This window comes from Kocuria sp. p3-SID1428, from assembly GCF_025149945.1.
Taxonomy (GTDB): Bacteria; Actinomycetota; Actinomycetes; order Actinomycetales; family Micrococcaceae; genus Kocuria.
This window is the reverse complement of sequence record NZ_JALXVH010000015.1, coordinates 1-18,387: the sequence shown is the minus strand read 5'-3', so window position 1 is coordinate 18,387 and position 18,387 is coordinate 1. Positions and strand designations below refer to the sequence as shown.

Here is an 18,387-nt window from a genome sequence, read left to right as displayed (position 1 = left end):
GGGCCCCCAGGAGGACCACCATGACGCAGCATCGCAGCACCGGTCAGATGAGCACCGGATCCGGCCTCGATACGCGCTCGGACCGCGATCCCGGAACCGTCGGCTCCCCGCAGCGCAGCGCGCGATCCCGCCTGCGGTGGCGCGTGCTTGACCTCGTGGTCCTCGCAGTGCTGGCCGCCGCCTGCGGCGTGATCTTCTGGGCCTGGTCCGCTCTGGTCTACCCCCTCTCCCAGACCGTCACGGTCGGCTATCCGCCGGCGGGCGGCCTGCTGGTCGGCGGATGGCTGATGGCCGGACCGCTGGCCGCCCTCATCATCCGCCGCCCCGGCGCAGCTCTGGCCTGCGAGCTGCTGGCGGCGTGCTTCGAGGGGCTGCTGGGCACCCACTTCGGCATGACGGTCGTGCTCTCCGGTCTCATCCAGGGCGCGGCGGCGGAGGCCGTCTTCCTGGCCGCCGGGTACCGCCGCTTCGGCCCGGTCGTGGCCGTGGCCTCGGGCGCTGCCGCCGGGCTGCTCGGGACGCTGACCGAGTGCCTGATCTACTACTACGAGTGGCCGATGGCCCACCAGGCGGTCTACGTCGTGCTGGGCACGGTGTCCGGGGCGGTCATCGCCGGTCTGGCCATGTGGGCCCTGACCCGCGCCCTGCGCTCCACGGGAGTGCTCTCGGGCCTGGCCTCTGGTCGATGACCGCTCGCACGCACGGAGCCGACAGGGCCGTGCGCGGCGGAGCCTCCGTGCTCGCACGCGGCTTCGGCTGGCAGCCCGAGGGCCGGGACGTCCCAGCCCTCGAGCAGGTGGACCTCGAGATCCCCGCCGGACAGCGCGTGCTGCTGCTGGGCGCCAGCGGCTCGGGCAAATCCACGCTGCTGCACGCCCTGGCGGGCGTGCTCCCGGACACCGAGGACGATGCCCCCTCCGATGCCCCCGGGCCGGGGCCCGACGGCGGTCGCGCAGCGCCCTCAGAAGGCAGCGGCCCGCGCGGCGAACTGCTCGTGGACGGACAGCCCGCGGCCCAGCGCGGCGTCGTCACCGGCCTGCTCCAGCAGGATCCGGAGTCCTCGATCCTGCTGGCCAGGGCCGGCGACGACGTCGCGTTCGGCCCGGAGAACCTGGCCGTGCCCGCCGAGGAGATCTGGGACCGGGCCGATGCCGCCCTGAGGGCCGTGGGGCTGGAGATCTCCCGCAGCCGGGACACCTCGGCGCTGTCCGGCGGGCAGCAGCAGCGCCTCGGCCTGGCCGGCATCACCGCCGTGCGCCCGCGCCTGCTGCTGCTCGACGAGCCCACGGCCAACCTGGATCCAGAGGGGGTGGCCACCGTCCGCAGGGCGGTCGAGACGGTGGTCGAGGACACCGGGGCCACGCTGATCGTGGTCGAGCACCGCACCGAGGTCTGGGCGGATCTGGTGGAGCGCGTCGTGGTCCTGGGGCCGAGGGGAGTGCTGGCCGACGGGAGCCCCGAGGACGTCCTCGGCGCCCGAGGGGCCCAGCGCGAGCAGCTGCGCCGCGCCGGCATCTGGCTGCCGGGCCAGCGCGCCGCCGCGGACGCCCCGGCCCCCGCCCCCGGTGAGCTGCTCCTGCGCGCCGACGGGCTCGAGGTCTCGCGCGAGCAGCCCTCGCAGCGCCTGCTCTCCCGCCGCCGTCGCCGCGTGCGCCGCGGGGACGCGGTGCCCGACGGGGCCTGGGCCGGCGCCCCGGCGGCGCAGCCGGTGGACCTGCGCCTGCGCGCCGCCAGCGCGCTCGCGCTGACCGGGCCGAACGGCGCCGGGAAGTCGACGCTGGCCCTGACGCTGGCCGGTCTGCTCGTGCCGAGCGCCGGTGCGGTGCGCGCTGCCGGCAGCCTCGCCGGAAGGCTGCCGAACGATCCTTCGGTATGGTCCGGCCCGGAGCTTGTGGAGCGCATCGGCACGGTCTTCCAGGAGCCCGAGCATCAGTTCCTCACCGGCAGCGTGCGCGAGGAGCTCGCCGTGGGCCCGCGCCGGGCCGGGGTCCCCGAGGACGAGATTGCCCGCCGCGTGGACGGGCTGCTCGAGCGGCTGCATCTTTCGGCCCACGCCGAGGCCAATCCCTTCACCCTCTCCGGGGGCCAGAAGCGCCGCCTGTCCGTGGGCACGGTGATGGCTGCAGCACCCCAGATCCTCATCCTGGACGAGCCCACCTTCGGGCAGGACGCAGTGACCTGGGCGGCCGTCGTCGAGCTGCTGGCCGAGCAGGTGCGGCAGGGCCGCTGCGTCGTGGTCGTGACCCATGACGACGACCTGGTCCGCGCCCTGGGGGCCGAGGAGATCGCGGTGGGACCCCGGACCCGGCCGACGGAGGAAGCGCGGCCCACGAGCGCGCCCGCTCGGCACCGCGGCGCCCTGGCTCGCCGCGACGCCCTGGCCAAGCTCGGGGCCGTCGCGGTGCTGAGCCTGGCGCTGCTGCTCTCGGCGGATCCCGTGACCTCCGGGCTGATCCTGGCCGTGGAGCTCGTGGGCCTGGCCGCGCTCGGACAGCGCCCGGGCACCCTGCTGCTGCGGATCTGGCCCCTGCTGGTGGCCGCCCTGCTCTCGGGCTGGGGGACCGCTGTGCTCTCCGATGCCGGCGGGCACCTGTGGGTGAGCGCCGGGCCCTTGCAGCTGACCACCGGATCGATCGCCGCCGGGGCTGCGATCGCGCTGCGTGGGCTGGCCCTGGCCCTGCCGGGCGTCATGCTGCTGCTGAGCACCGACCCGACCGATCTGGCCGACCGGCTTGCCCGGACCATGCGGCTGCCGGTGCGGGTCGTGCTGGCCGCGCTCGTGGGGCTGCGCCTGGTCACGGTCATGATCGATCAGTGGCAGGTGCTCGTGACGGCTCGTCGGGCACGCGGCGTCGGCGGCTCCCGAGCCCCCCTGGCGGCGGTGCGGGAGCTGGGCGGGCGCGCATTCGGGCTGCTCGTGCAGTCCCTGCGGCGGGCCTCGCGGCTGGCCGTGACCATGGAGGTGCGCGGCTTCGGCGCGGTGGTGGACGCCGGCAGTCGCACCTGGGCTCGTCCGCTGCGCTTCGGGCGGGCCGATGCCCTGCTGCTGGGGGCCGCGGTCGCAGCGGCGGGGGCGGCGCCGGCGGTCTCCCAGCTGCTGGGGGCCCACCGCTTCATCTGGCAGTGAGCCGGGCTCGAGGCCTCAGCCGGTGGGACCCGGCTGGATGATGGAGGCCGACTCCCACACGGGATCGCGCTGCAGGTAGTCGCGCTCCTGCTGGGCCCACATGTCCCAGTAGGGCTCGAAGCCGCTGTCGCGGTTCAGGGCGCGCTCGCGGCGCTGGGCCTCCGGCAGCTCGACCCACACCGAGACGTCGAGGGCCTCGCGCGCCTCGCGGCTGCAGGCGCCCACCCCCTCCAGGATCACGATCTCCGCAGCGCGGGTCAGGCGCGGGCCGCCCGATGAATCGGCGATCCAGTCCCAGGCCGTCCAGTAGGCGTCCCGGCTGTCGCGCAGCGGGGAGAGGATGGACTCCTCGTACATGGCGATGCCCCGATCCAGGCCGTCCCAGCCCGGGTAGAGGTCCTCGAGGTGGAAGACCACGACATCTCGGGTCACGGACAGCACCTGCGCGAGCTGCCCGGCCAGCGAGGTCTTGCCCGCCCCGGAGCGCCCGTCGATCCCGATGAGGTGGGGCCGGTGGATCGGCTCGGTGAGCTGATGCATGAGGGCGAGGCCCGAGGGGTTGCGCTCGGCGATCGCGGGGTCCATGTGCAGCTCGACGTCCTGCATGCCTCAGGCCCCTGCCTGTTCGCGGGCGTGCTCGACGATCCCCGGCAGCGCGTCGACGACCATCTCCCACGTGCTCTCGAAGCCCTCGGTCCCGCCGTACCAGGGATCGGCCACGCCCTGCTCGGACTCGGGCAGATCGGCGGCCTGCGGATCGAAGGAGCGGTACAGGCGAACCCGGTCCCGGGCGCCCTCCGGGGCCATGGCGCGCAGCGCGCGGGCATGGTCCGGGGTCATGGCCAGCAGGAGGTCGTGGTCCTCGAACCACTGCGGGGTGACCTGGCGTGCGCTGTGCCCCGAGGGATCCAGGCCCTCGCGCTCGAGCACGCGCGCGGCACGGGGGTCCACGGGATTGCCGTGCTCCTCGTCCGAGATCCCGCCGGAGTCCACTGCCACCGACCCGCTGAGCCCTGCCCGGTCGAGCTCGCGAGCCAGGGCGAACTCGGCCATCGGCGAGCGGCAGATGTTGCCGGTGCACACGACTGCGATGCGATACATGCGCTCCAGTGTAGGCGGCATGCATGTCCGGCGTATGAGGGGAGGCCCGACGGGGGCATGGAGGGAGGACTCCTCGGACCCATCGATAAGTTGATACGATCCGACTCAACTCTGCTTGACACGAAGGGTGGCAGGGCTATACTTGAGGGCAGAAAGCTCAACAAGAGAGGCCGTCCGGGACTCAAGGATCCGGCAACCGCTCGCAGATGAGCACCGCAGAACAGATCCGAAAGCCCCGTCAGAGGCTTCGGCAGAAGGAGGAATCACCATGGCTCGAGCAGTCGGCATCGATCTGGGCACCACCAACTCCTGCGTCGCAGTGCTGGAGGGCGGCGAGCCCGTCGTCATCGCCAATGCGGAGGGCGCCCGCACCACCCCGTCGGTCGTCGCCTTCTCCAAGGACGGCGAGACCCTCGTGGGCGCCGTCGCCAAGCGACAGGCCGTCACGAACGTCGATCGCACCATCGCCTCGGTCAAGCGCCACATGGGCACGGACTGGACGACCTCGATCGATGGCAAGACGTACACCCCGCAGGAGATCTCGGCGCGCACGCTGATGAAGCTCAAGGCGGACGCCGAGTCCTACTTGGGCGACGACGTCACGGATGCGGTCATCACCGTCCCCGCCTACTTCAACGACGCCGAGCGCCAGGCCACCAAGGAGGCCGGCGAGATCGCGGGCCTGAATGTCCTGCGCATCGTCAACGAGCCCACCGCGGCCGCTCTGGCCTACGGGCTGGAGAAGGGCAAGGAGGATGAGAGCATCCTCGTCTTCGACCTCGGCGGCGGCACGTTCGACGTCTCCCTGCTGGAGGTCGGCAAGGATGACGACGACTTCTCCACCATCCAGGTCGCGGCCACGGCCGGCGACAACCGCCTGGGCGGCGATGACTGGGATCAGCGCATCGTCGATTGGCTGCTGGAGCAGGTGAAGTCCAAGACCGGCGCGGACCTGTCCAAGGACAAGATCGCTCTGCAGCGCCTCAAGGAGACCGCCGAGCAGGCCAAGAAGGAGCTGTCCTCGGCGTCGTCGACCAACATCTCGCTGCAGTACCTCTCGGTCACCAACGAGGGCCCGGTCCACCTGGACGAGACCCTCTCGCGCGCCAAGTTCGAGGACCTGACCAAGGACCTGCTGGCTCGCGTGGAGAAGCCCTTCCGCGACGTCATCTCGGAGGCTGGGATCAAGCTGGCGGACATCGACCACGTGGTGCTGGTGGGCGGCTCGACCCGCATGCCCGCCGTCGTGGAGAAGGTCAAGGAGCTCTCGGGCGGCAAGGAGCCCAACAAGGGCGTCAACCCGGATGAGGTCGTCGCGATCGGCGCCGCCATCCAGGCCGGTGTGCTCAAGGGCGACCGCAAGGACGTGCTGCTGATCGACGTGACCCCGCTGTCGCTGGGCATCGAGACCAAGGGCGGCGTCATGAACAAGCTGATCGAGCGCAACACGGCCATCCCGACCAAGCGCTCGCAGGTCTACACGACCGCCGAGGACAACCAGCCCTCGGTCTCGATCCAGGTCTTCCAGGGCGAGCGCGAGTTCACCCGGGACAACAAGAACCTGGGCACGTTCGAGCTGACCGGCATCGCGCCGGCCCCGCGCGGCGTGCCGCAGATCGAGGTTACGTTCGACATCGACGCCAACGGCATCGTGCACGTGTCCGCCAAGGACAAGGGCACCGGCACCGAGCAGTCCATGACGATCACCGGCGGCACCTCGCTGTCCCAGGAGGACATCGACCGCATGGTCAAGGACGCCGAGGCCAACGCCGAGTCGGACAAGAAGCGCCGCGAGGCCGCGGACATGCGCAACAACGCCGAGCAGCTGGCCTACTCGACCGAGAAGCTCGTCAAGGACAACGACGAGAAGCTCTCGGATGATGTCAAGACCGAGGTCCAGGCGGACATCGACGCGGTGAAGGCCGCGCTCGAGGGTGACGACGACTCCGCCGTTGAGTCGGCCGTCGAGAAGCTGCAGGGCTCCATGGGCAAGATCGGCGAGGCCGTGTACTCGCAGGACGGCGCCGAGGGCGCTGCCGCAGGCGAGCAGCCCGCTCAGGACGAGGACGAGGACATCGTCGACGCCGAGGTCGTGGACGACGAGAAGGACGACTCCTCCTCGAAGTGACCCGCACCTGAGGCTCGCCCGAGCGCCGCGCAGGATCCGTCGCCCAGCAGCGGCGGACCTGCGACGGCGCCGGGCGGGCCTCACCCGCATCCGCACCCCCGTCGTGCGCCGCAGCCGCAGGCCGAGCGGCCGGGCACGGCGACCCACCGCTTGAGGAGCCAGTTATGACCACCAACCCAGAGGATCCGCGCTCGCAGGGCCAGGAGCACGGCGACTCCGAGCAGCCCGCTCAGGACCAGGAGCAGACCTCGGCAGAGCAGCCGCTGACCCCGGAGGACGTCCTGGGCGCGGAGCAGACCGAGGAGGCCCGCCAGGCCGATCAGGACCAGCAGCCCGAGGGCGATGACCTCGCCCGCGAGCGCCTCGAGGATCTGCGCCGCCTGCAGGCCGAGTTCGTGAACTACAAGAACCGCACCGCGCGCGAGCGCGAGCAGCTGCGCGACCACGTCGTCGCCGATGTCATCGGCTCGCTGATCCCGGTGCTCGACGACATCGACGCCGGCCGCCAGGCCGGGGAGATCACCGACGGCCCCTTCGCGCGGATCTCCGAGAAGCTCGAGGACACGCTGCAGCGCAGCGGCCTGGAGCGCGTGGGCACGGTCGGGGAGGCCTTCGACCCGAACGTGCACGAGGCCGTGCTGCAGCAGCCGGCCGAGGGCATCGAAGCGGATCACGTCTCGCTCGTGCTGCGCTCCGGCTTCCGCGTCGGCGGGCGCGTGGTGCGCGCGGCCCAGGTGGCCGTGGCGCCGGGCGAGTGAGCCCGAGCGCTCCCGAGCACCGCGCCCCGAGCCGCCGCGTGCGGCTCGAGCACCTGAGCTGACGGGGCCGTCCGCCTCGGCGGGCGGCCCCGTCAGCTACCCGGCAGGCCCCGAAGAAGCGGGCCGGCCGCACACCGACACCGTCAACTGCCCCTGAAAGGAGGCGTCATGGCCAGTCAGGACTGGATCGACAAGGACTTCTATGGCGTTCTGGGCGTCTCCAAGGACGCGACCGACGCCGAGATCAAGAAGGCCTACCGCACGCTCGCCAAGAAGCATCACCCGGATCGCCATCCCGGTGACCCGGAGGCGGAGGCCCGCTTCAAGGAGATCTCCGAGGCGCACGACGTCCTCGCAGACCCTGAGGAGCGCCAGCAGTACGACCAGATCCGCGCCATGGGCTCCGGCGCCCGCTTCGCCGGCGGCTCCGGAGGCGGCGGATTCGAGGACCTGTTCGGCGACGCCTTCGGCGGGGGAGGGCGCACACGCACCCGCTACACCACCACCGGCGGGGGCGGGGGATTCAGCTTCGAGGACCTCTTCGGCGGTGGGGGCGGCGGCTTCGGCGCCGGCGGTTACGACCCTGGCTTCGGCGGATTCGGCGGCGCCCAGGGCGGCTACGGAGCCCAGCAGCCCCCGGCCAAGGGCGAGAACCTCACCACATCCACGCTGATCTCCTTCGACGACATGCTCAAGGGCACCACGGTGCGGCTGCGCCGCGGCGACGGCGAGACCACCACGGTCAAGGTCCCCCAGGGCGTGCGCGACGGGCAGAAGCTCAAGCTGCGCGGCAAGGGCCACAGCGGCCCGGGCGGGCCCGGCGACCTGATCCTGACGATCAAGGTCGGCTCGAACCCGGTGTTCACCCGGAAGGAGGACTCCGATGATCTCATGGTCACGGTGCCGATCTCCTTCCCGGAGGCCGCCCTGGGCGCCACGGTGCACGTCCCCAAGCCGACCGGCGGCACGGTGTCGCTGCGCATCCCGGCAGGGACTTCCTCCGGCTGCCGCTTCCGCGTGAAGGGCCAGGGCGTGCACTCGTCCAAGGGCCAGGGCAATCTGATCGTCACCGTCGAGGTCGCCGTGCCCGCCGAGCTCGACGACGCAGCCAAGAAGGCGGTCGAGGACTTCGCCGCCGCCACCCAGGACCAGGACCCGCGCGCACAGCTGATGGAGCGTGCGGGGGCCTGATGGCCATGATTCGGTCAGTCCGTCAGCAGCACTGGGATCCGCTGTGGATCCTCACCGCGACAGGAGCGTGAGCGCCATGGCACTGGATGCCGACAAGCCGCTCTTCGTGATCTCCGTGGCCGCCGAGCTGGCGTCCATGCACCCGCAGACCCTGCGGCAGTACGACCGACTGGGGCTGGTCCAGCCCTCGCGAGCCCCGGGCCGTGCCCGGCGCTACTCCCAGCGCGATGTGGAGAAGCTGCGCCAGGTCCAGGAGCTGTCCCAGAACGGCGTCTCGCTGCAGGGGATCAAGCGCATCATCGAGCTCGAGAACCAGGTGGCGGCCCTGCAGCACCGGGTCACCGAGCTGACTCAGGAGCTCGAAGAGACCCAGGAGCAGCTCGAAGCGGATCAGTCCGTGTTCGCGGCCACGCCGGGAGGCGAGATCGTGCGCCTGCCCCGAGGTCAGAGGCGACTGCCCACGCAGCGCCCCGAGATGTCCAGCTCTCGGGCCCTGATGCTCTATCGCCCGAGCCGTGCCCAGGGCCGCGGAGCCGCGAGACAGCGGTAGCGGCTGCTCAGTAGCACACTGGAGCGCGCAGGTCGAGGCTGCCGAGGCGGCTGCCCGCCCTTCTGGGGTGGTCAGCCGCCTTCGCATATGGTGAAGCGGTCCACCGATCGCGACCCAGAAAGCCCTCCTCATGCCCACCAGCGAAGCGTCCGGTGCTCCCTGCGGCTCCCGACGACAGGCGAAGGGCTCCGGTGCGCCGCGGGCCTTCCTGCGGGAGATCACCTACCCACACAACATCCACCCGGTGCTGGTGCCCGGCATCTCGGTGGACGGCCAGCTCAACCGCTATGGCGTGGACCGCATCGTCACCGTGGTCTCCGGCGCGCTGATCCTGGCGTTCATCGTGTGGGGCCTGCTCGACACCCAGTCGCTGACCGAGATCTCGACGGCCGCGCTGCAGTGGACCAGCGTGAACATGGGCTGGGCCTTCAACTCCCTGGCCGTGGGGCTGCTGGTCTACCTGGTGTGCCTCGCCCTGTCGCGTTACGGCCGGATCCCGCTCGGCCTGGACACCGACGAGCCCGAGTACTCGACCGCGTCGTGGGCGGCCATGCTCTTCGCGGCGGGCATCGGCATCGGCATCATCTTCTTCGGGCCGTTCGAGCCCATGACCTACTTCCTCTCGCCGCGCCCCGGCTCGGTCGATCCGGGCACGCAGGAGGCCATGAAGCTGGCCTCGGCCCAGGCCGCCCTGCACTGGGGCCTCAACGCGTGGGCGATCTACGGGATGGTGGGACTGGCCGTGGCCTACGCCTCCTACCGCCGCGGCCGCGTCCCGCTGATGAGCTCGGTGTTCGCCCCGTTCTTCCGCGACGGGCGCACGGACAGCGCCGTCGGGAAGATCATCGACATCCTGGCGATCATCGCCACGCTGTTCGGCACGGCCGCCTCGCTCGGCATCGGGGCGCTGCAGATCGGGCGCGGCGTCGAGATCTTCGCCGGCCTGGGCGAGACGGGCAATGCCATGGCGCTGATGATCATCGCCCTGCTCACCGCCGGATTCATCGCCTCGGCCGTCTCCGGGATCTCGCGCGGCATCCGCTGGCTGTCCAACACCAACATGGTGCTGGCGGTGGCCCTGGCGCTGTTCTTCTTCATCGTGGGCCCCACGGCGTTCCTGGCCAACTACGTCCCCGCCGTCGTGGTGACGTACTTCGCCGAGCTGCCCACGATGCTCTCCGCCTCGATGTCCGACGGTCCCGAGATGCAGGAGTTCCTGTCGTCGTGGACCACGTTCTACTGGGCCTGGTGGGTCGCGTGGTCGCCGTTCGTGGGCGTGTTCGTCGCCAAGATCTCGCGCGGGCGCACCATTCGGCAGTTCATCTTCGGGGTGCTGTTCATCCCGTCGTCGATCGTGGTGCTGGCCTTCACCATCCTGGGCGGCACGGCCATCCGCGAGCAGTTCCAGCATCAGACGATCGCCCCCGACGGAACGGCGGCCAGCCTGCCGGCTCCCGAGGAGATCTTCTTCGTCGTGGCCGATACCCTGCCCGGCGGGGCGGTCGTGACGGGCATCGTGATCGTGATGCTCGCGGTCTTCTTCATCACCACGGCGGACTCGGCCTCGGTCGTGGCCTCGCAGATGTCGCAGAAGGGCAATCCCGTGCCCCGCACGCTCGTCACCGTGTTCTGGGGCCTGTGCATGGCCGGGATCGCGGTCGTGCTGCTGCTGGTCGGCGGCCAGAACGCGCTGACCGGGCTGCAGAACATGATCACCGTGACAGCCCTGCCGTTCACGCTGATCATCTTCGCCATGGCGGTGGCCTTCCACAAGGATCTGCGCACCGATCCCTACATCTTGCGCAGCGCCTACGGGGAGTGGGCCCTGGAGAAGGCCGTGCGCCACGGCGTGGACGAGCACGGCGACGACTTCATGCTCGCCGTGCAGAAGGCCGACGGCCCCGACCGGGAGTGGGCCACGGCGGCCGATTTCGACTCCTCGGCCAGTGAGTACACCGACTGGTACCAGCGCACAGACGAGGACGGCCGCCCCGTGGACTACGACTGGGACACGGGGACGTTCCCCGCGCTGGAGGACCAGCCCCGCAGCCCGGACGCCGACGGGTCGTCGGTCGAGGGGCGCCCGGAGGCCGGCGCCCAGCCGGGCGCCGAGGCCGGCCCCGGCGAGGATCAGCCCGAGAAGCGGTAGGTCAGATCCCGCGGAGTGCGCCCGGCCTCCCTGGCCTTGCGCTCGAAGCTGGTGAGGGTGCGGCCCTCCCAGCGCGGCGCCCAGCCCTGATCCGGCTGGGCGTCATCAGCCAGGGGGCCGGGGTGCAGGTTCTCGAAGCGGCCGTCGGCCTCGATGACCTCGCGCATCTGGATCGCGTACTCCTGCCAGTCCGTGGCCAGTCGCCAGGTGGCGCCCGGGCGCAGCACGCGGGCGACCTTCTCGACGAAGCCGGGGGAGACCAGGCGGCGCTTGTGGTGGCGCTTCTTGTGCCACGGATCGGGGAAGAAGACCCACAGCTCGTCGACCGAGGCCGGCTCCAGGAAGTGCTCGAGCACCTCGGGGGCATTGGCCTGCACGGCGCGCACGTTGGTGGCCCCGGCGGCGTCGGACTTGGCGAGCAGGTCGGCCAGTCCGGGGGTGTAGACCTCGACGGCCAGGAAGTCCTGCTCGGGGACCTCAGCGGCCCGGTGGGCCATGGCCTCGCCCAGCCCGGAGCCGATCTCGACGACCAGCGGGGCGCGCCGGCCGTAGACGGCCTCCTGGTCGAACACGGCGTGGGCGGCCACGGAGGTGTCGGTGATCTCGCGCGGGACCTGAAGGATCCGCTCGGGGGCCAGCTCGTCCCAGGCCCTCTGCCGGCGCTGGGTCAGGCGGTCGCCGCGGCGCACGAAGGACAGCGGCTGGCGGTGGAAGCGGGTGGGATCCGCATCCCCGCCGGTCTGGTCGTCGGTCTCGGGCGCGGTCTGATCGGGGGAACTGTGCTCGCTCATCAGTCGGTGAGTCTAGCCAGCCGCTAGGGTGATGGGGCCGCCGCCCACCCCTCCCCGCCCTGACCGGGCATGTCCCGCAGGAGCACCATGTCGTCGCTGACCAGGCTGAAGCTTTCCTCCGGAGCAGATCGGGCCATGTTCATCGTGGCCCTGGGCATCATGGCGGCGGTGAGCCCCATGGCCACGGACATCTACCTGGCCTCGATCCCGGCGGCGGCCGAGTACTTCCGGGCCCCGATCACGGCGGTCCAGCTCTCGCTGAGCACGTACATGATCGGCATGGCCCTGGGGCAGCTCGTGCTGGGGCCCGTCTCCGATCGCCTGGGGCGCTACGGCCTGATCGTGGCCGGCACCTCGGTGTTCACGCTGAGCTCGGCGGGCATCGCCCTGTCCACGAGCATCGAGATGATGCTCGTGCTGCGCGCCGTCCAGGGGATCGCCGGTGCCGCGGGCGTGGTGGTCGGGCGTGCGATGGTCTCGGACACGGTCTCCGGCATCGAGGCCGCCAAGGTCTACACGCTGCTCGGCACGATCACCTCCATGGCGCCCATCGTCGCGCCGCTGATCGGCGGAGTGATTGCCTCGCAGGCGGTGTGGCAGACGGTCTTCTGGCTGCTCACGGGCTTCGGCCTGCTCATGCTCACCGGGACGCTCGTGGTTCTCAAGGAGACGCTGCCTCCGGCCGAGCGCAGCCGTGCCGGCCTGGTGGGGATCTTCGAGGGGCCGTGGCGCATGCTGGGCCAGCCCGTGTTCATGGGCTGGGCGCTGGCCCTGGCCTTCGCCTTCGGCTGCCTGTTCTCCTACATCTCCGCCTCCTCGTTCGTGCTCCAGAACATCGTGGGGCTCTCGGAGCTCGGCTACTCGGTCGTCTTCGCCCTCGGCGCGCTGTGCGGGCTGCTCGGGGGCCTGGTCAACGTCCGCCTGCTGAACCGGTTCTCCCCGGGCGCCATCCTGCGCTCGGCGCTGATCGCGCTCAGCTGCATCAACCTGGTGGGCCTGGCGGTCCTGCTGGCCGGCGCACCGGCGTGGACGCTCATGGTCCATGTGGTGGCCGCCCAGGCGTGCTTCGGGTTCGTGATGGGCAATGCGATCGCGCTGGGCCAGGCCGAGGCGCGGCACCGGGCCGGGGCCGGCTCGGCGGTGCTCGGGCTGCTGCAGTTCCTGCTCGGGGGGATCGCCAGCCCGCTGTCCGGGCTCGGCGGAGACAGCACCGCCGTCCCCATGGCGGTCGGGATGCTGATCTTCTCCGGGTTGGCGCTGAGCGCTGCTGTGAGCGCCCTGCGGCTGTCCCGTCGCGCGGCCTCCGACTGAACCGCAGCGCACTCGCCCCGGGCGGCAGCTCCCGCGACACACTTCCCCCGACAGCAGCCCGGGTGCCGGCTGGCAATCACCTGTGCTTAGATGCCTTCCGATGGACAGTGACGCACGTCTCCTCGGACTCCCCGAGGGTCCGGTCACTCCTCGGCTCCAGACTCCCTTCCGAGAGGACCCCCTCGTGATCCAGGACCTGCTCGACCAGCTCGCGGGCATCGGCTCGTACTGCTTCACCCCCGGCTCGATCGATGCCGAACAGTGCTTCGGCAGCTTCGGCTCGATCATCTGGGGACCCTTCTGCTTGATCCCGCTGATGCTGCTCACGGGGATCTACCTGACCATCCGGCTCTCCGGGCTGCAGCTGCGCAAGCTGGGCCCGTCGCTGCGACTGGCGCTGCTGGAGCGCGCAGATGAGGACGCCGTGGGCGGCGACGTCTCGCAGTTCCAGGCGCTGACCACGGCCCTGGCCGCCACGGTCGGCACCGGCAACATCGTGGGCGTGGCCACGGCGATCTCGATCGGCGGTCCCGGCGCTCTGTTCTGGATGTGGGTCACCGGAGTCTTCGGCATGGCCTCGAAGTACTCGGAGGCCTTCCTGGGAGTGCGCTTCCGCACGGTCGATGCCAAGGGCGAGATCTCCGGCGGCCCGCAGTACTACCTGCAGCGCGGCATCCGCGGCGGCATCGGCAAGTTCCTGGCCCTGTTCTTCGCGGTGGCCGCGGCGCTGGCGTCGTTCGGCATCGGCAACATGACGCAGGGCAACTCCATCTCCTCGAACGTCGAGGGCTCCTTCGGCATCCCCCTGTGGGTCACCGGCGCGGTGCTGGCGGTGATGACCTTGGCTGTGCTGGTCGGCGGCATCAAGTCGATCGCCAAGGTCTCCTCGGGCTTCGTCCCGATCATGATCGTGTTCTACATCATCGGCGCGATCTGGATCCTCATCGTCAACATCGCCGACGTCCCCGCTGCCATCGGCCTGATCTTCACCGATGCCTTCACGGGCACCGCCGCGGTCGGCGGCTTCGCCGGCTCGGCGATCATCCTGGCGGTGCAGATGGGTGTGGCCCGCGGCGCGTTCTCCAACGAGTCCGGCATGGGCTCGGCGGCGATCGCCGCCGCCGCGGCCAAGACCACGCATCCGGTGCGCCAGGGGCTGGTGTCCATGTCCCAGACCTTCATCGACACGATCATCGTGGTCACCTTCACCGGTCTGGTGATCATCACGACCGGCGTGTGGGAGCAAGGCTCCGAGTTCGCCGCGACCATGACGGGCGACGCCTTCTCGCACGGCCTCCCGGGGCAATGGGGCCACTACATCGTGACCATCGGGCTCGTGCTGTTCGCGTACTCCACGATCCTCGGCTGGGCCTACTACGGCGAGCGCTGCCTCGAGCGGCTCTTCGGCCGCGTGGCCGTCATGCCGTACCGCGTGGTGTTCTCGATCGTCGTCTACATCGGCTGCACGGTCCCGCTGGCGGTCGTGTGGAACTTCGCCGATGTCATGAACGGCCTGATGGCGATCCCCAACCTGATCGGCCTGCTCGTGCTCTCGGGGCTGATCTACCGCGAGACCAAGCACTACCTCGACCACGATCCGCAGCTGCGCGCCGGCAAGGCGCAGATCGACGCCTTCATGGAGGGGCGTCCCGGAGGCATCGACACCTACGAGTCGACCGGGCGCTGAGCGCACTCGGGAGGGGCCTGCCGGCGGACCGGCAGGCCCCTCGTCGCTTTTCACGGCAAACGACGACGACAGCTTCCCCTGCGGCAGCCGAGCGTGCCTAGGGTGGGAGCATGAGCGAACTCAACCACCCTCTGGCCCTGAGCGGCGACGCCGGGATCGCCACCGTCTACGACCAGGGCGCCCACGTCGCCTCCTGGACCCCGTTCGGCCACGACCCGGTCCTGTTCGTGTCCCGGCGCTCCGGATTCCAGGTGGGCACGTCCATCCGCGGCGGGATCCCTGTGTGCTTCCCGTGGTTCGGTCCCGGCCGCAGCGGGGACCGGAAGCCGGCGCACGGATTCGCGCGCATCGTGGACTGGGCGCGGGTGAGCACCGAGCAGGATGCGGCGGTCTTCGAGCTCACCGACGCCGCGCTGTCGCAGGAGCACCGGGAGTCCTTCCCGCACGCGTTCCGCGCTCGGCTCTCCGTGCGTGCCGGGGCCTCGCTGGAGGTCGTGCTCAGCGTGGAGAACACGGGGGAGGAGGCCTTCGAGATGGAGGAGGCGCTGCACACCTACCTGGCCGTCGGCGACGTCCGGGAGGTCGAGGTGCGCGGCCTCGAGGACGCCGAGTTCATCGACAAGACGCTGGACAACGCGCGCGTGCCCGCCGCCGGCCGGTCGCTGCGGCTGACGGGGGAGACGGACCGCGTGTACCTCTCGGGCGGGCCCGTGACGGTCGAGGATCCTGTGCTGGGCCGGCGCCTGCGCATCACCATGCGCGGGGCTGCGGACACCGTCGTGTGGAATCCGTGGAGCGAGAAGGCCGCGGCCATGTCCGACTTCGGCGACGAGGAGTGGCCGGCCATGCTGTGTCTCGAGGGCGCCAATGCGCTCGAGCACGCGGTGCGGGTCGCACCCGGCGAGGTCCACGAGCTCGGCTATCGGATCGACGTCGAGACCGACTGAATCCATCGAGACCCTGCTGCCCGGACATGCGAACGCCCCCACCGTCACGGTGGGGGCGTTCGCCTGGTCTCGGGGCGGCAGCTGTCAGCGGCTGCGCCCGGGCGGAAGCGGAGCGCTCAGCTCACTTCTTGCCCTGAGCGATCAGGCTGGCGCCGATCGCGGCGAGCCAGACGTCCTTGGACAGCGGCGTGCCCTCCTGGGAGGGGCGGATGCCGTCCTCCTGGGTGAGCTCGTCGTTGCGGAAGTACATGCTCAGCATGCCGGCGGAGAACGCGAGCAGAGCGGCCCCGGCCAGGCGCTTGTTCACGAACGGGGTGACCAGCGCTGCGCCGATGCCGACCTCGGACAGCCACAGGAACTGCCCGAAGGTCTTGTCGTCCCACTCGCCGAACTGCGGGATGCCGCTGGCGGCCATGCCCTTCAGGTGGCCGTAGGCCTCCTCGGGGAGGTCCTTCTTCCCCAGCCCGGACTGGATGAGGTAGGCGCCGGAGACGCCGCGGAGGATGGCATTGGAGAGGCGCATTCGTGCTCCTTCAGGTCGGGGGTCTCGGCTCCCGCGTGCCGCGAGGAGCCGATGGGTGATCCGTCACGATGTTAGCAGGGCCTCCCGGGGTGGGCCGGTGCGCGTCGGGGCGCCGGCCCCGCTGAGCGAGGGCCGGGCTCGTGCTGCGCCTCACGGCGGTCAGGGGCCTATTCATGTAGGGTCGATGAGTTGCACATGGCACTGCCCGCCGCGCACCGGACCCGACGGCCGTTCATCAGCCCGGGACGTGAGATCTGAAGCGAGATGGGCAGGCAGCGCGTCGAACACCCCGCGGGCACGCGGACGGCGCAGGACGCAGACGGACCCTCGAGGGCAGACCTCGGGTCTACGCCTGCAGCGGACCGGGAGCTCGGAAGCCCCGGACGTCACTGCGCGAGTCCGGTACGTCGCCTCCACGCGGATCGTGAGATCGGCGCACCCCGGCCTGCCGATACCGGCGCCGGGACATCCGATCGAAAGTGCTCTTCCCTTGACGTCCTTCATCGACCTCGGCGTGCCCGAGGCACTGGCTCGTGTCCTCTCCCAGCACGGGATCGACCAGCCCTTCCCCATCCAGACCAAGACCCTCCCGGACTCGCTGTCCGGGCGCGATGTGCTCGGCCGCGGCCGCACCGGCTCCGGCAAGACCATCGCCTTCGCCCTTCCCCTGGTGACCCGCCTGGCAGGCCTGGCGCAGGGAACCAGCCGCGCGCCGCGCAGGGCCAACCGGCCCACCGGCCTGGTGCTGGCCCCCACGCGCGAGCTCGCCACCCAGATCGATCGGGCGATCGCTCCACTGGCCGAGGAGGCGGGGCTGTCGACCACCGTGATCTTCGGCGGCGTCTCGCAGGTCCACCAGGAGCGCGCGCTCTCCCGCGGCGCCGACATCGTCGTGGCCTGCCCGGGCCGCCTCGAGGACCTGCTCAAGCAGGGGGTCCTGACCCTCGACGACATCCGCGTGACCGTGATCGACGAGGCCGATCACATGGCCGACATGGGCTTCCTGCCCGTGGTCACCCGCATCCTCAAGCAGACCCCGGACGACGGCCAGCGCCTGCTGTTCTCGGCCACGCTCGACGGCGGCGTGGACGTGCTGGTCAAGAAGTTCCTGCACGACCCCGTCACCCACTCCGTGGATGCGCCCAAGGCCGCGGTCTCGACCATGGACCACCACGTGCTCGTGGTCGACGCCGATGAGAAGCAGGCGCTGATCGAGGCCCTGGCCTCCGGCACGGGTCGGCGCGTGATGTTCACGCGCACCAAGCACCGCGCCAAGAAGCTGGCCAAGAAGCTCTCGCAGCAGGGCATCCCAGCCGTGGATCTGCAGGGCAATCTCTCGCAGAACGCGCGCGACCGGAACCTGGCGAGCTTCTCCCAGGGCGATGTCCGCGTGCTCGTGGCCACCGATGTGGCCGCCCGCGGCGTGCACGTGGATGACGTCGAGCTGGTCGTGCACATCGATCCGCCGGCCGAGCACAAGTCCTACCTGCACCGCTCCGGTCGCACGGCCCGCGCCGGCGCCCAGGGCCAGGTCATCACGATCGCCACGCGCGAGGAGCGCCGCGACGTCGAGAAGCTCATGAAGCAGGCCGGCGTGACCGCCGAGTTCTCCGAGGTCTCGATCGGCTCGCCGGTCGTCGCCGATCTCGTGGGTGAGCGCGCAGAGCGCGTGGAGTACGTGGCTCCGGCCCAGCAGCAGCCCTCCGGCGGCCGGGGTGCGCGGCGCTCCGGCGGCCGCGGTGCCCAGGGCGGCCGCTCGCGCGGCGGCCGCGGCGCACAGCCCGAGGCCCAGGGCGGCCAGCGGGGCGGGCGCTCCCAGGGCCGCGCCGGTGAGCGCGGCCAGTCCCGCTCGGGCGGTCGCGGTGGACGCGGTGGCGAGCAGGGCCAGGCCCAGGGCCGGCGCGACGGAGGCCGCGGAGGCCGTCCGGGCCAGGGCGGCGGCCGCTCCGGCGGCGGTCGTCCCGCCGGCTCGGGCCGCGGACGCAGCGGCGGCGCTCGCAGCACCGCTGCTCGCACGGACGCCCCGGCAAGCGCTGTGGCGCTGCACGGCACCGCGGACGCGGCGGCCGATCGCGCCACGCAGGCAGCGGCTCGTCGTCGTGACCGCCGCGCCGGCGGCTCGCC

15 protein-coding genes are annotated in these 18,387 nt (G+C 71.2%); 11 read left to right on the top strand and 4 right to left on the bottom strand.

Features of this window, described 5'->3' with window-relative positions:
• Window positions 1-20: 20 nt before the first annotated feature.
• Window positions 21-689, top strand: a complete 669-nt coding sequence (locus tag M3E84_RS04995) for an ECF transporter S component (RefSeq protein ID WP_259894973.1) — start codon at window positions 21-23, stop codon at window positions 687-689.
• Complete coding sequence (locus tag M3E84_RS04985; protein ID WP_311200434.1) at window positions 686-3,127, top strand: ATP-binding cassette domain-containing protein; 2,442 nt, start codon at window positions 686-688, stop codon at window positions 3,125-3,127. The genes M3E84_RS04995 and M3E84_RS04985 overlap by 4 nt, the downstream gene beginning before the upstream one ends.
• 15 nt (window positions 3,128-3,142) lie before the next feature.
• Here the strand turns inward: M3E84_RS04985 and M3E84_RS04980 are convergent, their stop codons facing one another.
• Window positions 3,143-3,733: a hypothetical protein gene (locus M3E84_RS04980; protein WP_259894972.1), complete on the bottom strand. Its 591-nt coding sequence runs from the start codon at window positions 3,731-3,733 to the stop codon at window positions 3,143-3,145.
• Window positions 3,734-3,736: 3 nt separating this feature from the next.
• Window positions 3,737-4,228 carry a low molecular weight protein-tyrosine-phosphatase gene (locus M3E84_RS04975; RefSeq protein WP_259894970.1) on the bottom strand — a complete coding sequence of 164 codons (492 nt, stop codon included), beginning with the start codon at window positions 4,226-4,228 and terminating at the stop codon, window positions 3,737-3,739.
• A 268-nt stretch (window positions 4,229-4,496) separates the two neighbouring features.
• Between M3E84_RS04975 and dnaK the strand changes: the two genes are divergently transcribed.
• The 5 genes from dnaK (at window position 4,497) to M3E84_RS04950 (ending at window position 11,004) form a co-directional block, all read left to right on the top strand.
• Window positions 4,497-6,356 (top strand): molecular chaperone DnaK, encoded by a 1,860-nt coding sequence (gene dnaK / locus M3E84_RS04970; protein WP_259894969.1) that lies wholly within the window; start codon window positions 4,497-4,499, stop codon window positions 6,354-6,356.
• A 164-nt stretch (window positions 6,357-6,520) separates the two neighbouring features.
• Window positions 6,521-7,114, top strand: a complete 594-nt coding sequence (grpE, locus tag M3E84_RS04965; RefSeq protein ID WP_259894967.1) for a nucleotide exchange factor GrpE — start codon at window positions 6,521-6,523, stop codon at window positions 7,112-7,114.
• Between the two features lie 168 nt (window positions 7,115-7,282).
• Complete coding sequence (locus M3E84_RS04960; protein WP_259894966.1) at window positions 7,283-8,305, top strand: DnaJ C-terminal domain-containing protein; 1,023 nt, start codon at window positions 7,283-7,285, stop codon at window positions 8,303-8,305.
• 76 nt (window positions 8,306-8,381) lie between these two features.
• Complete coding sequence (locus M3E84_RS04955) at window positions 8,382-8,855, top strand: heat shock protein transcriptional repressor HspR (RefSeq protein WP_259894965.1); 474 nt, start codon at window positions 8,382-8,384, stop codon at window positions 8,853-8,855.
• Window positions 8,856-8,985: 130 nt separating this feature from the next.
• A complete protein-coding gene (locus M3E84_RS04950) occupies window positions 8,986-11,004 on the top strand; it encodes a BCCT family transporter (RefSeq protein ID WP_259894963.1) in 2,019 nt (672 codons plus the stop codon).
• Here the strand turns inward: M3E84_RS04950 and trmB are convergent.
• Window positions 10,986-11,795, bottom strand: coding sequence for a tRNA (guanosine(46)-N7)-methyltransferase TrmB (trmB, locus tag M3E84_RS04945; RefSeq protein ID WP_259894961.1), 810 nt, complete (start codon window positions 11,793-11,795; stop codon window positions 10,986-10,988). The genes M3E84_RS04950 and trmB overlap by 19 nt on opposite strands.
• A gap of 87 nt (window positions 11,796-11,882) precedes the next feature.
• Between trmB and M3E84_RS04940 the strand changes: the two genes are divergently transcribed.
• The 3 genes from M3E84_RS04940 to M3E84_RS04930 all read left to right on the top strand — a co-directional run bounded on the left by M3E84_RS04940 (window position 11,883) and on the right by M3E84_RS04930 (window position 15,740).
• Window positions 11,883-13,106: a multidrug effflux MFS transporter gene (locus M3E84_RS04940; protein ID WP_259894959.1), complete on the top strand. Its 1,224-nt coding sequence runs from the start codon at window positions 11,883-11,885 to the stop codon at window positions 13,104-13,106.
• 247 nt (window positions 13,107-13,353) lie between these two features.
• A complete protein-coding gene (locus tag M3E84_RS04935; protein WP_259895020.1) occupies window positions 13,354-14,793 on the top strand; it encodes a sodium:alanine symporter family protein in 1,440 nt (479 codons plus the stop codon).
• A 110-nt stretch (window positions 14,794-14,903) separates the two neighbouring features.
• On the top strand, window positions 14,904-15,740 hold the full coding sequence (locus tag M3E84_RS04930) for a D-hexose-6-phosphate mutarotase (protein WP_259894958.1): 837 nt from the start codon (window positions 14,904-14,906) through the stop codon (window positions 15,738-15,740).
• Between the two features lie 121 nt (window positions 15,741-15,861).
• On the opposite strand, the gene M3E84_RS04925 is transcribed toward M3E84_RS04930, so the two are convergent.
• Entirely contained in the window at window positions 15,862-16,263 is a 402-nt protein-coding gene (locus tag M3E84_RS04925; RefSeq protein WP_259894955.1) for a hypothetical protein, read from the bottom strand.
• A gap of 490 nt (window positions 16,264-16,753) precedes the next feature.
• Between M3E84_RS04925 and M3E84_RS04920 the strand changes: the two genes are divergently transcribed.
• A partial coding sequence (locus tag M3E84_RS04920) for a DEAD/DEAH box helicase (protein ID WP_259894953.1) occupies window positions 16,754-18,387 on the top strand: 1,634 nt, incomplete at its 3' end.